At 54.7% G+C, this 14994-nt stretch carries 16 protein-coding genes; 5 read left to right on the forward strand and 11 right to left on the reverse strand.

Features of this window, described 5'->3' with window-relative positions:
- Positions 1 to 70 precede the first annotated feature (70 nt).
- Positions 71 to 778 (forward strand): murein tripeptide amidase MpaA, encoded by a 708-nt coding sequence (mpaA, locus tag N6G83_RS34995; RefSeq protein WP_211134675.1) that lies wholly within the window; start codon positions 71 to 73, stop codon positions 776 to 778.
- Here the strand turns inward: mpaA and ycjG are convergent.
- Complete coding sequence (gene ycjG, locus N6G83_RS35000) at positions 775 to 1746, reverse strand: L-Ala-D/L-Glu epimerase (RefSeq protein WP_211134676.1); 972 nt, start codon at positions 1744 to 1746, stop codon at positions 775 to 777. The genes mpaA and ycjG overlap by 4 nt on opposite strands.
- 167 nt (positions 1747 to 1913) lie before the next feature.
- On the opposite strand from ycjG, the gene tpx reads away from it, so the two are divergent.
- Entirely contained in the window at positions 1914 to 2417 is a 504-nt protein-coding gene (gene tpx, locus N6G83_RS35005; protein ID WP_211134677.1) for a thiol peroxidase, read from the forward strand.
- A gap of 65 nt (positions 2418 to 2482) precedes the next feature.
- Here the strand turns inward: tpx and tyrR are convergent, their stop codons facing one another.
- Complete coding sequence (gene tyrR / locus N6G83_RS35010) at positions 2483 to 4054, reverse strand: transcriptional regulator TyrR (protein ID WP_024531188.1); 1572 nt, start codon at positions 4052 to 4054, stop codon at positions 2483 to 2485.
- Between the two features lie 355 nt (positions 4055 to 4409).
- Between tyrR and N6G83_RS35015 the strand changes: the two genes are divergently transcribed.
- On the forward strand, positions 4410 to 4775 hold the full coding sequence (locus N6G83_RS35015) for a hypothetical protein (protein WP_065685732.1): 366 nt from the start codon (positions 4410 to 4412) through the stop codon (positions 4773 to 4775).
- A gap of 123 nt (positions 4776 to 4898) precedes the next feature.
- Here the strand turns inward: N6G83_RS35015 and N6G83_RS35020 are convergent, their stop codons facing one another.
- From N6G83_RS35020 to pspA, 8 genes are all read right to left on the reverse strand, one after another.
- Positions 4899 to 6182 (reverse strand): MFS transporter, encoded by a 1284-nt coding sequence (locus N6G83_RS35020; RefSeq protein ID WP_065685731.1) that lies wholly within the window; start codon positions 6180 to 6182, stop codon positions 4899 to 4901.
- Positions 6183 to 6313: 131 nt separating this feature from the next.
- Positions 6314 to 7507: a M20 aminoacylase family protein gene (locus N6G83_RS35025; RefSeq protein ID WP_370592611.1), complete on the reverse strand. Its 1194-nt coding sequence runs from the start codon at positions 7505 to 7507 to the stop codon at positions 6314 to 6316.
- Between the two features lie 276 nt (positions 7508 to 7783).
- Positions 7784 to 8842 carry a YcjF family protein gene (locus N6G83_RS35030; protein ID WP_024529301.1) on the reverse strand — a complete coding sequence of 353 codons (1059 nt, stop codon included), beginning with the start codon at positions 8840 to 8842 and terminating at the stop codon, positions 7784 to 7786.
- The gene (locus N6G83_RS35035; RefSeq protein ID WP_211134678.1) at positions 8839 to 10236 is read right to left on the reverse strand and encodes a YcjX family protein; all 1398 of its coding nucleotides are present in this window, start codon (positions 10234 to 10236) and stop codon (positions 8839 to 8841) included. The genes N6G83_RS35030 and N6G83_RS35035 overlap by 4 nt, the downstream gene beginning before the upstream one ends.
- Positions 10217 to 10483 carry a phage shock protein PspD gene (pspD, locus tag N6G83_RS35040; protein ID WP_024529300.1) on the reverse strand — a complete coding sequence of 89 codons (267 nt, stop codon included), beginning with the start codon at positions 10481 to 10483 and terminating at the stop codon, positions 10217 to 10219. The genes N6G83_RS35035 and pspD overlap by 20 nt, the downstream gene beginning before the upstream one ends.
- Positions 10484 to 10571: 88 nt before the next feature.
- Positions 10572 to 11009: an envelope stress response membrane protein PspC gene (gene pspC, locus N6G83_RS35045; RefSeq protein WP_024529299.1), complete on the reverse strand. Its 438-nt coding sequence runs from the start codon at positions 11007 to 11009 to the stop codon at positions 10572 to 10574.
- Positions 11009 to 11236 (reverse strand): envelope stress response membrane protein PspB, encoded by a 228-nt coding sequence (gene pspB, locus N6G83_RS35050; RefSeq protein ID WP_024529298.1) that lies wholly within the window; start codon positions 11234 to 11236, stop codon positions 11009 to 11011. Before pspB ends, pspC begins: the two co-directional genes overlap by 1 nt.
- A gap of 57 nt (positions 11237 to 11293) precedes the next feature.
- Positions 11294 to 11959 carry a phage shock protein PspA gene (gene pspA, locus N6G83_RS35055; RefSeq protein WP_021182065.1) on the reverse strand — a complete coding sequence of 222 codons (666 nt, stop codon included), beginning with the start codon at positions 11957 to 11959 and terminating at the stop codon, positions 11294 to 11296.
- Positions 11960 to 12143: 184 nt separating this feature from the next.
- On the opposite strand from pspA, the gene pspF reads away from it, so the two are divergent.
- Entirely contained in the window at positions 12144 to 13151 is a 1008-nt protein-coding gene (gene pspF / locus N6G83_RS35060) for a phage shock protein operon transcriptional activator (protein WP_024529297.1), read from the forward strand.
- Here the strand turns inward: pspF and N6G83_RS35065 are convergent.
- Complete coding sequence (locus tag N6G83_RS35065; RefSeq protein ID WP_211134679.1) at positions 13148 to 14041, reverse strand: LysR family transcriptional regulator; 894 nt, start codon at positions 14039 to 14041, stop codon at positions 13148 to 13150. The genes pspF and N6G83_RS35065 overlap by 4 nt on opposite strands.
- Before the next feature lie 88 nt (positions 14042 to 14129).
- On the opposite strand from N6G83_RS35065, the gene N6G83_RS35070 reads away from it, so the two are divergent.
- A complete protein-coding gene (locus tag N6G83_RS35070; RefSeq protein ID WP_211134683.1) occupies positions 14130 to 14906 on the forward strand; it encodes an NAD(P)H-dependent oxidoreductase in 777 nt (258 codons plus the stop codon).
- Positions 14907 to 14994: the final 88 nt, after the last annotated feature.

Genomic DNA, 14994 nt, shown 5'->3' on the forward strand with positions numbered 1-14994 from the left:
AGATGAGCGAAAGCGTAATACACTCAATAACATCACAATTATTTCTGACTTTGGCTTAAAGGGAAACCCCATGACCCAACACAGACCGCGCAGTGAGCGTGGCCAGCTGGCAGTTGCAGGTGAAACTTACGGTAAATCGATGTTAGGCGCCCCGCTGCTGTATTTCCCAGCGGCCAAAAGCGGCCCGGATACCGGGTTGGTGATTGCAGGCACCCATGGGGATGAAACTGCCGCGGTAGTGACGTTATCCTGCGCATTACGCAGTATCGCCCCCGTCCAACTGCGCCATCATGTGATCCTGGCGGTCAATCCAGATGGTTGCCAGCTTGGGTTACGCTCCAATGCCAACGGCGTCGATCTGAACCGCAATTTCCCGGCGGCCAACTGGCGCTCTGGCGATACGGTCTACCGTTGGAACAGTGCGGCAGAGGCTCGTGACGTGCGGCTCTCCACCGGCGGCAGGCCCGGCTCAGAACCGGAAACTCAGGGATTGTGCCATTTGATCCATCGCCTGAAGCCACGCTGGGTGGTGTCCTTCCATGAGCCATTGGCCTGTATAGAAGATCCGGAAAGCTCCGCTTTGGGCGTTTGGCTGGCACATAAGTTTGCCCTGCCGCTGGTGACCAGCGTCGGCTATGAAACGCCAGGGTCCTTCGGCAGTTGGTGTGCCGACTTGTCCTTACCCTGCATCACCGCCGAGTTCCCGCCGATCTCAGCCGACGCCGCCAGTGAAAACTATCTGGCCGCCATGGTCGAGTTGCTGACCTACGCTGACTAGCGTGAAAGCTCAATAGCGCCGCACTCAAAGGCCAAACCTGGCACGACGTCTTTTGCCAGCCAGGTTGGGCCATCGAGATCCACAAAACGGGCGCCGGGCACCAACGGCAGCGCCGAAGTAATGGCTCTTGAGGTACAGAGCATACAGCCGAGCATGATCTCGAAGCCCTGCGCCCGCGCCTGTGCGGCAAGCTGTAACCCTTCGGTCAGCCCACCGGTTTTATCCAGCTTGATATTGACCATCTGATAGCGCCCCGCCAAACGAGGCAAATCGCCGCTGGTATGGCAACTCTCGTCGGCGCAAATCGGTAATGGATGGATGAAGTTTTCCAGGGCGCTGTCGTCGCCGGCCGGTAAGGGTTGCTCCAGCATCGCCACGCCTAAATCCGCCAGCAGTTGGCAACGCGATGCCAACCCTTCCGCTTGCCAGGACTCATTGGCATCAACGATCAACGTCATCTGCGGCACCGCCGTGCGGATCGCCACCAGCCTTTCGCTGATCAGGTGATCGTCTAGCTTGATTTTCAGCAACGTCGCGCCCTGTTGTTCCAGCTCTTTAGCGGCAAACGCCATCGCTTCCGGCGAGCCGATGCTGAGCGTTTGCGCCATCACTATGCGTTCCGGTGCGGTAATGCCGCTCAATTGCCACAGATCTTTGCCAGCCAGGCGGCATTCCAAATCCCACAATGCCGAATCGACCGCGTTACGAGCCGCCCCTGCGGGCATCAGGCGTTGCAACTCCTGCCGGGTCACCCCTTGTGCGATGGCCGCAGACACGTCGGCCAACTGCTCCATCACTGAGGTTTCGCTCTCGCCATAGCGCGGATAAGGGGTGCATTCACCGACACCACGCATACCCTGCTGTTCAATCTCGACCACCACGACTTTGGCTTCGGTCCGGCTACCGCGTGCGATCACAAAGGCGGTATGCAATGGCCAGGCTTCAGGGTAAAAACGCATGCTTCTCATAACGGCTCCCGAGCGAAAAAAGCGCATAAAGTCAGTCCACTATACCTGCAGTTTATAAACTTTATCTATCCAAGGTGCGATTGTTGCCTTAAACTGCTTCGAGATTGTGAACCCGGTGTTAATCGGCTTCACATCTTTGTATAAACATCGTTGAAAGGAACCGAGCAATGACTCAGACCGTACATTTTCAAGGCAACCCTGTCACTGTAGCAGGCAAACTGCCACAGCAGGGCGAGCAGGCAAAAAGCTTTACCCTGGTTGCCAAAGACCTGTCAGACGTTGCCCTGAGCAGCTTCGTGGGTAAACGCAAAGTCCTGAACATCTTCCCAAGCATTGATACCGGCGTCTGTGCCGCATCGGTGCGTAAATTCAACCAGTTGGCAAGTGGCCTGGATAACACCATGGTCCTGTGTATCTCTTCCGACATGCCGTTCGCCCAGTCACGCTTCTGCGGTGCAGAAGGCCTGAACAACGTGGTTACCCTGTCTACCCTGCGCGGCGGTGATTTCAAGCAGGCGTATGGTGTAGAGATTGCCGAAGGCCCATTGGCCGGTCTGACCGCGCGCGCCGTGGTGGTGCTGGATGGCCAAGACAACGTGCTGTATAGCGAGCTGGTAAATGAAATTACCACCGAGCCAGATTACGATGCCGCGCTTGCCGCGCTGAAATAAGCCTGTAGAGACCAAAAAGCCCGGTTTTTTAAGCCGGGCTTTTTTATGCCTGAAATAAAGTAGCGCTATTCTTCGCTGTCGTCGGTAAGCTTACGATTGCTCAGCCCGTATTCCCGTAGCTTATTGGCAATTGCCGTATGCGAGACGCCCAAGCGCTTGGCCAGTTTGCGGGTGCTGGGATAAGTGCGATACAGACGAGTCAGCACCGAGCGTTCAAAACGCTTGCTGATATCATCCAGCGAGCCTTCCATCACTTCATCCCCTAGCGCTATCTCCACCTCAAAATCCGGCAGAATGATATCTTGCGGGCGCAACTCGTAGCCGTCCGTTTGGGTCAGTGCACGATAGATGGCGTTCTTCAGTTGGCGCACGTTGCCCGGCCAACCGTACTTGCAGAGGAAGCTACTGAGATCGTTGGCCAGTTTCGGCCTGGCGACCCCTTGTTCATCGGCAAAGCGCGCCACAAACAGCTCGGTGAGCGGCATGATATCCTGCGGGCGTTCGCGCAGCGGCGGGATGGTGATGGTCAGCACGTTCAAACGGTAATAGAGATCTTCACGGAATTCACCGCGCTGCACCAGTTCGGTCAGGTTTTTCTGCGTGGCGCAGATCACCCGGACGTCCACATGCACCTCATGCTCTTCCCCTACCCGGCGGAACGTACCGTCGTTGAGGAAACGCAGCAGTTTGGTTTGCATGCGCGGCGACATCTCGCCAATCTCATCCAGCAACACCGAGCCACCGTTGGCCTGCTCAAAGAAGCCCTTCTTACCTTCCAACGCATTCGGATAAGCACCCGGCGCATGGCCAAACAGTTCGCTCTCCACCACATCGTCCGGCAAGGCGGCACAGTTCAGCGCCAGGAACGGCTGTTTGCCACGTGGACTGCGCAGATGGCAGGCCCGCGCTAAAATATCTTTCCCCGTGCCGGTATCGCCCACAATCAGCAATGGGGCATCCAGCATGGCCAACTTGCGCGCCTGCTCCAGCACGTGGCGCATTTTCGGGCTGACGGCGACAATATGGTCAAACTCGGTATCATCATTCACCGACAGGTTCTGCAGCTGGCGGCCCATGCGGGCGGTGGATTTGAGCATGACCACGGCGCCCACAGGAGCATTCTGCTGTTGCTCATCTTCCAGATAGATCGGGGTGATATCCATCAGGAAATCCTGGCTGCGGATCACCACCCGTTCGGAATGCGGCTTAGTGTCTTCACTCTCCAGCCAGCGGCCAAAGTTATAGCCACCAATCAGCTGGCTCGCCGTTTGATTGCGGATCTTGTCTTCGCTGAAGTTGAACAGCGTCTGAGCCGCCGGGTTTGTCAGTTCCACCTTGCCTTTCATATCGATGGAAAATACCGGTTCCGGCATCGACTCCAGCAGCGCACGTAACGCACGGTGTTCACGTTCGGAAGGCATAAAGTTAACGGTGCGCACATCGGTCACACCGCTGATGCGCCGGATCTCCGCCATCAGCGCGCGGAAGGTATCAAAATCCAGCTGGGAAAAATTGAGGTAAATACGGCCGATAGGATCAATTTCGATGCCGCGTAGGTCGATACCGCGCGATACCAAAAGATCGAGTAATTCTCGAGTGAGACCGAGACGGTCTTCGCAAAATACTTCCAAACGCATCAGTATTGGCCTTATCTCTGCAGGTGCGGGGATGTCTGGTGATGATGATAACCTCTCCCCCCGGAAGGTAGAAGCGATCTGTCAGCAAAAGTTGACAGAGCTCCAGTTTATCACTGCTATTAGCGGTTTTAAACGCCACCCAATAACACCATCGGCGTAATTTTAGCTTATTTCTAGAGAGTTATCACATTCAGCATTATTTTGGCAGCGGATTATCATGCGGTCACAGGGGGATGTTCTTTCGTCAATCTGCGGTTACAAACCGAGAAAATGGCCCTTACCGGTTACAAATGATAGTAATTCTCGTCTGACTATTTTATAGTTGCGTGGCGTAACTATTAAAGAGAGATTGACCATGCCTAGAAAGCATACACTGGCGGCATTCTGCTGCGCCACGCTGTTGTTGAGCGCCCCAACCCTGGCGCTGGACCTATCCTACAAGGCGCCGGAACCCAGCATCAAAGCCGCCCCCGCCCCCAAAGCCGCGCCTGGGCCCGCGGAAAAAACCGCCAAGGCGCCAGTGGTCTGGTCAGAATCAGAAGATAAAACCGGCTTCAGTGCCAATCTAGAATGCGATCATCCCAGCTGCAGCCGCCCGCGCGACAAATCGTATTCGACGCTAAATCGCCCAGTGAAAAAAACCGATCGCCTTCGCCAATCCGATCCCTACTCCACCAATCAGGATCCTGACTACAGCGTGAACATGGGCTATAAGTGGTAATGGCGCTTTAACCGTCTCTGATAGAAGACGTGTTCAGCCGCAAGATCGTGGGTGATGAAGTGACCTGGATTACCCAAAAGAGCAGCCCCTCTCACTAAATGAGAGGGTTGCACCGGAAGGTCATTAATTGAGCGGAGCCTGGCTGGTTTCCTTGATATACAGGAAGGCGAACAGCGATAAAACACAGCCGGCAATCACGTAAAACGCCGGAGCCGTGGTATTACCGGTTAACTTGATCAGATAGGAAGCCACCGATAATGAGAAGCCGCCAAAAATCCCCACGGCAACGCTATAAACCAGCGACAACCCGGTAGTTCTTACCCGCCTTGGGAATATTTCTGGCAAAATGGTGATGGAAGGCGAAGCACCGATAATATTGATAATGCTCAGTACAATCATCACCGCAAACAGCATTTCAACACTGGGGTAGGTGCTGAGTAAATAAAACGCCGGATAAATCAGCACAACAATCGCTATTCTCGCCCAGGCAATCAACCGGACCCTGCCAACGTTATCTGACCACATCCCCGCCAGCGGCCCGCCAATCAACGTAATCAAACCGGCGATGGCACCGATTAACATGCTATAGCTGGTATCCAGTTTTAATATGCTGATGGCATAGTTGGGAATATAAAACATGATGATCATATGTGGAATGGTTCCCCCCATCGTCAGCAAAATTCCCGCCAAGGTTTCTTTATAGTAGGTAGTTATCACTTCCAGCAGGGGTATTTTGCTGACGCTTTCGGTAGCCGTTGGTAAGGTGTGAGTGGCGGTTTCTTCCAGCTTAAAGCGAATATACAGCCCCACCGGAACAATCACGATGCCAAACAGGAACGGGATGCGCCAGCCCCAGGCTTCCACACTCGCCTCTGGCATACAATTAACCAGGATCACCAACGTCATGGCGGCAAATACGTTGCCCGCACCTTGGCTCGCTACCTGCCATCCCCCGTAAAACCCGCGATTATGGGGTTTGGCATACTCCACCAGCAGTGTAGTGGATGCGCCTAACTCACCGCCTGCGGAGAAGCCTTGCATCAGCCTGGCCAGGGTAATAATGATCGGGGCCGCAGTCCCGATGCTTTCATATGACGGGGTGATACCAATCGTCAGGGTACTGAGCCCCATCAGCAGGAACGTCAACGTCATGGCAGGCTTGCGCCCTTTTTTATCGGCATAATGGCCGATGACCAGCGCCCCCAGCGGCCTGGCAAGATAACCCATCCCAAAGATCAGGAAGGTCATCGTCATGCTCACCAAAGGGTCTGTCGCGGGGAAATAAGCTTTTGCTATATAGGTCGCAAAAAATGCGTAAAGCACCAGATCAAAAAACTCTAAGCCATTGCCTAACGTGGTAGCCACAATGGCCCTTGCCGGGGATTTTCTTTCCTTGACGCTATCCATGGCCGGTCCTTAATTTAATTTGTCGGGGCGCCACATGCTGCACCCGTCCAGATAATCGATGTTATGCAGGGATCGAACATTTTCGACCCCAACAAATTCAGGAGCATCACCAACTTATTAAAGACCGAGGTTTATTCCTTCAGGAATTCCTGCGTTAATGCAGACCAATATGCGATCCCTCTGAGTATAATTGCATCATTAAAATCATAGCCGGGGTTGTGTACCATGCAGCTATTTTCCCCCTGGCCGTTACCTAATAATAAATAACTGCCCGGGCACTGGTTCAGCATAAAGGCAAAATCTTCGCTGCCCATTAACGGTTCCGGGATATCAATCACCTGCTGCGGATGGCCCTCACCCATTAAATTTTGCGCCACCTGTTTGGCAAAGCGGGTCATCTCCGGTTGGTTGACCAATACGGGATAGGTGTGATCATAGTCAATATCGATCCTGGCACCATATGACGCCGCCTGGGCCGCCACTAACGTCTTGATACGCTCTTCCAACCATTCCCTGACTTGCGGATCCAACGCACGCACGCTTAACTTTAATACCGCTGAGTCGGCGATGACATTACTGGCCATGCCTGACTGGAACGAGCCCACGGTGATAACACCCGGCTCTTGTGCCCCCAGATTACGCGCGACTATCGTCTGCAATGCCATCACAATACTGGCCCCGACGACCACGGCATCAACGGTGCCCTTCGGCATCGCGCCATGTCCTCCCTTGCCGTGGATGGTGAGGGTGACCGTATCACTGGAAGCCATAAACGCCCCCTCACCAAAGACAAATTGCCCCTGCGGGAAGCCTGGCATGTTGTGCATGGCAAAAACGGCGTCACAAGGGAAGCGTTTAAACAGGCCGTCGTCGATCATCTTCTGGGCACCGGCCAACCCCTCTTCTGCGGGTTGAAAAATGAGGTGCAAGGTGCCATCGAAACAGGCGTGATCGGCCAGATAATGTGCCGCGCCAAGCAGCATCGCGGTGTGGCCGTCATGCCCACAGGCATGCATGATACCTTCGTGCTGGCTGCTGTAAGGGAGTTGCGTATTTTCCAGGATCGGCAAAGCATCCATATCTGCCCGAATACCTAACGTGCGGGGGCTGTTGCCCCTTTTCAACGTCCCAACCAGGCCGGTGATACCGAGCCCACGTGTCACCTGATACCCCCACTCCTCAAGCTTTCTCGCTACCAGATCGGCGGTTTGTCGTTCTTCGAATCCCAGTTCAGGGTACTGATGAATATGTCGACGGAGGGTTTGACTTTCATCGGCATAGGGTTGGAAGGCCTCTAAGTTCGGCTCACGGTGCGGCATGTTCATTACCTCCTGTCCTTGGGATTGATGTCTTGGTGCCGAAGCGGCGAGTGAATACTGCACGATTCTCCGCTGGCGTAGTCAGACATTCAGATTAATTGTTGATCAAATATACCGTCTTCTTTGCCGCTGTCCGTGGGATTTTTCGTGACCAAGACCGCAAAACAAACACTTGATTAACTTATCATTAACAATTAATGGGTATTGCAGAGACGTACGAAAGGAAGGCATTTTTGGCGGGGCGGCTATAAGGCTGCGTCTGATTGACGCAGCCTGGCTGAGTCAGACTTTGCTTTGACCTTTTTTCATCGTGTCTTTCAGCTGGTTTATCAATTGACCACGGAAATCACCCAGTTTTGGCTTATCGCCTTCTAACCAGGGTAACGGGCGGCACAGTTCCATGGCCTTGATGCCCAACCGCGCCGTCAACAAACCGGCCCCTATCCCCTGCGCGGCACGCGCAGACAACCGCGCCGCAATATCCTGCGACATCCAGTCCATGCCCACTTCCCGCACCAGTTCAGATGCGCCAGCAAAGGCGATATTCAGCAACACCAGGCGGAACAGACGGATGCGGCTGAAATAGCCCAGTTCGATGCCATACAAGGCCGCAATGCGGTTAATCAGGCGGATATTGCGCCAGGCGATAAAGGCCATGTCCACCAAGGCCAGCGGGCTGACAGCAATCATCAGCGTCGACTCTGCCGCCGAGCGGCTGATTTCGCGCCGCGCCTGATTATCCAGCACCGGCTGCACCAGCTTGGCATACAGCGCAACCACTTCGCGGTCGTTCTGGGTTTCATGTAATGAAGCTTGCCAGCGTTGCAATGCAGGGTGCCCTTGATCCAACCCGGCCTGACGCGCCAGCTTTTCACAAAACTCGCGCCCTCTCCCCAGGCCGTGGCTGTGCAGCAGTTCCCGAGCTTCGTCACGCTCTTCAGCACGTTGGCGTAGGCGGTATAGCCTGCGCCATTCCCCCACCACCGAACCGATACCGGCGAAGACGATCAGCCCACCAGCGATCCCACCACCCAGCGCGATCCAATCCTGCTGCACCCAGGAGGTATGCACCCACTGGACACCTTGAGCCACCACGCTGACGCCAAACAGCATCAATCCGGCGTTAACCATTTTGCGCCACAGGCTGCGCTTGGGTTTCAACGCGGCGTTAACAATGCCTTCAGCGCGCCCTTCCTCTTCTTCCTGCTCCATCTCTGGCGCTGCCGGATAGAATTTCTCGGCCTGCTGTTCGTCAAACTCCAAGCCTGCGCGCAACACCGGTTCCTGTGGTGGCTGCAACGGCTCGGCAAAATCGATACGCGGTTTTAACGGCTCGCTCATCGCAATTTATCTCCCAATAAAAACTCCATCACCGCGTCCAGACGGATATGCGGTAACGGACTATCAACGCTCATCATACGTGGGCGGAACTGATCAAAATGGAAACCTTGCTGCTGCCAGAATGCTGGACCAGGCAGGCGCGCAGGCACTTCGCCAGGGAAGACCGTCAGCGGCGCGCCATCGTCCAGACGGTGACCTTTCAATGCCGGGATCGGCTGCCCATGATGATCGACAATGCCGCTTTCGGTCGCCTGTACCGAAGCCAGGCCGACACAGTCCATGCTGATGCCTTCAAATGCGGCATTCTGCCAGGCCTCCTGCACCAGTTGCTGTAACAGCGAAACCAGATTGGCGTGCTGATCGGCGGTGATATGGTCCGCCTTGGTTGCCGCGAACATCAGTTTGTCGATGGTCGGCGAAAACAGGCGGCGAAACAGCGTACGCTTACCGTAGTGGAAACTTTGCATCAATTGGGTCAGCGCCAGACGCATATCATTAAACGCCTGCGGCCCGCTGTTGAGCGGTTGCAGGCAGTCCACCAGCACGATCTGGCGATCGAAACGCACAAAGTGCTCTTTATAAAATGCCTTGACGATCGACTGGCAGTAATAGTTAAAACGGGCGCGCAGCATGCCCGCATTGGTATGTTTGTCCGCCTGCGCCAGGCGAGATTCCCCTGCCGCATCGACGTTTGGCCACGGGAAGAACTGCAACGCGGGCGCGCCAGCCATATCGCCAGGCAGCACAAAGCGCCCAGGCTGAATAAAGTGCAACCCTTCGGCCTTACAGCGCAGCAGGTAGTCGGTATAAGCCTGAGCGATCGCCGCCAGCTTGTTTTCATCCGCCGGGGCCAACGGATCGAGATCTTTGCACAATGCCAGCCAAGGCTCAGCCCAGCGCGCGCGGTCGCCCTGCAACAACCCAGCCATCTTACGTGACCAGGCCAGGTAGTCCTGTTCCAGCATCGGCAAATCCAGCAGCCATTCGCCAGGATAGTCGACGATTTCCAGATACAGCGTGGAGGTTTCTTTAAAATGGCGCAGCAGTGAATCATTAGAACGGTAGCGCAGCGCCAGACGGATTTCGCTGACGCCACGGGTTGGTGTTGGCCAACTTGGCGGATTGCCATACAGCTGCGCCAGGCCTTCGTCGTAGGTGAAACGTTGGATACCGAGGTCGCGTTGAGGAATGCGTTTTACACCCAACAACCTTTCTTCCCGCACAGGGGAAAACAGCGGCATACGCGCGCCGCTGTGAACATGGAGTAATTGATTGACCAATCCGGTGATAAACGCCGTCTTACCGCTGCGGCTCAAGCCGGTTACTGCCAGACGCAGATGGCGATCCATTCCGCGATTGACCAGCGAAGTTAACTCATTTTGCAGTCGTTTCATTGTTCTCCTTGGCATAGCGCCCGAACGCCTTGTTCAGCCCTTTGCGAAACAACGGTTCCAGCAACAGGGCCAACACGTAACGCAGCGGTTTGCGGCTGACGGTTTTCAGCAACCACGCGGTTGCCCCCGCCGGGCCATAACTCATTAGCGCTATGATGATGACTTTAGACAAGGTCTTCAACAATGCACTTACTCCCCATTTTGGTGAAGCGGTTTTTGGGGCATTAATCGCATAGGTTTTGCTCATGGTTTCTGCCCTCCGGCAAATATTGGGGAAAATGTAGGTGCAATGCCTGACCTGCGGCGTACGCAGGCCCGTGCATCGTTAAAAGAGATTACAGGTGGCGAAAGCGGCTCTGCACACCAAAGGTGTCAGACGTGACGTAACGTTCGACCTTGCGCAACTGCTCCTCTCCACTGCTCAATTCATATTCCAGCTTATCAAGCAACTGGCGCGGTGTGGCCTGATGTTCATCCTGATAACGGCTGGCTGGAGCCTCCTCAAGCACGAAGACCAAGGCGATATAGGCGACCACCGTAATGAAAAACAGCCCGAAGAACAGCGACAGCACGGCAATCACTCGGATCAAACGCACTGGCACGTCAAAATAGTGGGCAAGACCAGCGCAAACGCCCTTCAGCATGCCTTCTTCAGGCACACGGTACAGTTTTTTACTGCCTAAGGTGTTGCCCTTGTATGAACCGCTGTCGTCGTTGTAGTAAGAACGATCGCGACGATCGCCATACTTTCCTCTGTCCTGGTCTCTACGCATTACGACTGCCTCCAATTCGGGTGTTCCGCATCAAGAATGTCTTCCAACGCCTGAATACGATCGCGCATGCGTGAGGCCTGCTCCCCCAGTTGCGTCAGACGTTGCATCTCCTGATGACTCAGTTGAACGCCGCTCTGTTGCCGGTTGCTGTAATGCAACCAAAGCCAAATCGGTGCGACAAACAACACAAAGATTGTCAACGGGATGGCAAGTAATAGAGCACTCATCTCAATTCCTTCTTATTGGCCGTAGTGTGGCGGCCACGCTGGGTGGCCGCTTAAGCATTATTCCGGGCGGTTCATCTTGGCTTTCATTGCCGCCAGTTGCTCACTGATGGCATCGTCTGCCTGCAGTTCGGCAAACTCCTGATGCAGGCTTTTCTTTTTGCCAATGCTGACGCTTTCCGCTTCGGCTTCCATATGGTCGATACGGCGCTCAAACTGTTCAAAACGCGCCATTGCCTCATCCAGTTTACCGCTGTCCAGCTGGCGACGCACATCCCGTGAAGAAGAAGCCGCCTGATGGCGCAGCGTTAATGCCTGCTGGCGTGCCCGGGTTTCGGTCAGCTTGTTTTCCAGCTCGCCAATTTCACTCTTCATGCGGGCCAGCGTCTCTTCTACGGTAGCCACTTCCTGGCTCAGCGTAGCAAGCAGATCGGCCACTTTCTGTTTTTCGATCAACGCCGCACGGGCCAGATCTTCTTTATCTTTACGCAGCGCCAGTTCGGCTTTGTCCTGCCAGTCATTGATCTGGTTTTCACCCTGTTCAATGCGGCGCAGCAGCTGCTTTTTCTCTGCCAGGGCACGCGCTGAAGTGGAGCGTACTTCAACCAGCGTGTCTTCCATTTCCTGGATCATCAAACGCACCAGCTTTTGCGGGTCTTCTGCTTTATCGAGCAGAGTATTGATGTTGGCGTTCACGATGTCGGCAAAACGAGAAAAGATACCCATAATTTACTTCCTCTTGGTTCTGAAGGCGTCTGAAGCGCCGAGTTAAGTTATACAACTTGCCCAAAGAGTTAATCAAGAAGCGTGCCAACTTTTATTTCATTGAAATACAAAGGTTATTTATTTTTGACTCTCGCGACGCTTGCTGTAGAGTGAGTGTTTTCACCAAACATTGGCGAATTTCATCATGAGCGAACCGTTAGAGAACCTGTTGGGCGAGGCCAACGCCTTTGTGGAAGTGCTGGAGCAAGTTTCACAGTTGGCCAAGCTCAACAAACCGGTGCTGGTGATCGGTGAGCGCGGCACGGGTAAGGAGCTGATCGCTCACCGTTTGCACTACCTTTCCAATCGTTGGCAAGGGCCGTTTATCTCCCTCAACTGTGCGGCGCTGAATGAAAACCTGCTGGACTCGGAGCTGTTTGGCCATGAGGCTGGCGCGTTTACCGGCGCACAAAAACGCCACCTTGGCCGTTTTGAACGTGCCGATGGCGGCACCCTGTTTCTGGATGAATTGGCAACCGCGCCAATGCTGGTGCAAGAAAAGCTGCTGCGGGTGATTGAATACGGCCATCTGGAGCGCGTAGGGGGCAGCCAACCGCTGCGGGTGGATGTCCGGCTGGTGTGTGCCACCAATGACGATCTGCCCGCGCTGGCCGCCGCCGGTAAATTCCGTGCCGATCTGCTGGACCGCCTGGCGTTCGACGTGGTGCAACTGCCGCCGCTGCGCCAACGCCAGCAAGACATCATGCTGTTGGCCGAGCATTTCGCCATTCAGATGTGCCGCGAGCTGTCACTGCCGTTGTTCCCCGGCTTCAGTGAACATGCGCGTTCGACGTTGCTTGACTACTCCTGGCCGGGTAACGTACGTGAGCTGAAAAACGTGGTGGAGCGTTCCGTTTACCGCCATGGTTCAGACCAGGATGAACTTGATGAGATCATCATTAACCCCTTTGCCAAGCGTTCGGAGCCGCTTGATGATGAGGTCATCGCGCCGACCGGTGATTTACCAGCATTGCCGCTGGATTTTAAAAGCTGGCAGCACCAGCAGGAGAAAACCCTGTTGGAAATGGCCTTGAAACAAGGTCGTTTCAATCAGCGCAAAGCTGCCGATTTGCTGGGGCTGACCTATCATCAGCTACGCGGCATGTTGAAAAAGCATGCGCTGCTGCAAGGTAGCGAACCAGAGGGAAGTTAAACCGACTGGGCGATCAATTCGCGTAACCATTGATGGGCGGGATCGCGATGCGAACGCTCATCCCACAGCATTGCCAGCTCATAGCCTGGGATCTCCACTGGCGGCTCGGCAATCTGTACTTCAGGGCTGTCACGTACCAGGCGTTCAGGCAGCATAGCAACCAAATCCGTCTTGCCGATCACCGATTTCACAAACAGAAAATGCGGGACGGAAAGTACCACCCGCCGCGAAAGCCCAACCTGCTCCAGCGTGTGATCGGTGATGCCACTAAATCCCCCGCCGTTTGGCGAAACCACCACGTGCTCCAGTTGGCTAAATTGCGCCAGCGTTGGGCGAGCCGTCAACGCAGGATGACCGATGCGGCCCACCAACACATACTTTTCCTTGAATAACACGCGTTGACGCATCCCCGGTGGTGCGCAGTCCTGAGTGTGAAAGGCCAGATCGATCTCCCCCATCTCCGCCTGTCGGGCAATCTTGGTCGGTGTCAGTTCCAACACCGCCAACCGGCTGTTGGGGGCGGCCTGACGAAGCCGTGCCAATGCGGGCAACAGCACCGTGGATTCGCCATAATCGGATGCGACAACACGCCAGGTGATATTCGCGCTAGCCGCCTCAAAAGGGCTGACAGGTGAAACGGTGTGTTCCAGCACTTCCAACGCCTGCCGCAAAGGTTCACGTAAAGCCTCGGCCCTGGCCGTTGGCCGCATTCCTCTTGGGCCCGGTAGCAGCAGAGGATCGTCGAAAAACGCTCTCAGCTTGGCCAGATGGGCGCTTACCGAAGGTTGCGACAGCGATAACCGCTCCGCCGCGCGCGTAACGTTCAATTCCATCAGTAACACATCCAACGTCACCAGGAGATTGAGATCCAGCCTGCCGAAATTACTCATGCAAATACCTGTAATCATCTAAATCAATTTTAACTATACCTGGCGCTAACCTACTCTGTTGATCTCTTTTCAGCAATGGAACTCAATGATGAATATTCTGCTGGTCTACGCTCACCCAGAAGCCCAATCGCTTAATGGCTCACTAAAAAACTTTGCGGTCAAACATCTGCAGGACGCTGGGCATCAGGTACAGGTTTCCGATCTGTACGCCATGAAATGGAAAGCCTCTTTGGATGGCGAAGACCGAACGGATAGGGATAGCACTGCCCGGTTTAATCCGGCGATGGATTCCCGGATCGCTCTGGAACGAGGAACGCAAAGTGAAGATATTGCGCTGGAACAAGAGAAGTTACTCTGGGCGGATACCGTTATCCTACAGTTTCCGCTGTGGTGGTTCTCCATGCCAGCCATCCTCAAAGGTTGGGTAGAACGCGTGTATGCCTATGGCTTTGCGTACGGGGTTGGCGAGCATTCCGATACACATTGGGGAGATCGTTATGGCGAAGGTACGCTGGCAGGGAAACGGGCTATGTTGCTGGTTACCGCTGGCGGTTGGGAGTCTCATTACAGCCCGCGCGGTATCAACGGCCCGATAGAGGATATTCTGTTCCCTATTCACCATGGCATTCTGTATTACCCCGGTTTTGATGTGCTACCACCGTTTGTGGCGTACCGCACCGATCGCTTCGACGAGGCAAAATTCCCCGATCTATGCTCGGCGCTGGGGAAACGGCTGGACGCGCTGGCCAGTACCGAGCCTTTGCCATTCCGTAAGCAAAATTTTGGCGATTATGCTATTCCACAGTTAACGCTGCGAGAAGACATTGCCCCAGGCCGCTCCGGCTTTGCGGTTCACCTGAAATAGAGGCAAAAAAAAGCCAGCACCCGAGCTGGCTAAGTAAACACTGGAAGCAATGTGAGCAATGTCGTGCCTTCCACAAAGGGCCACAAGG

The organism is Serratia sp. PL7, from assembly GCF_945957435.1.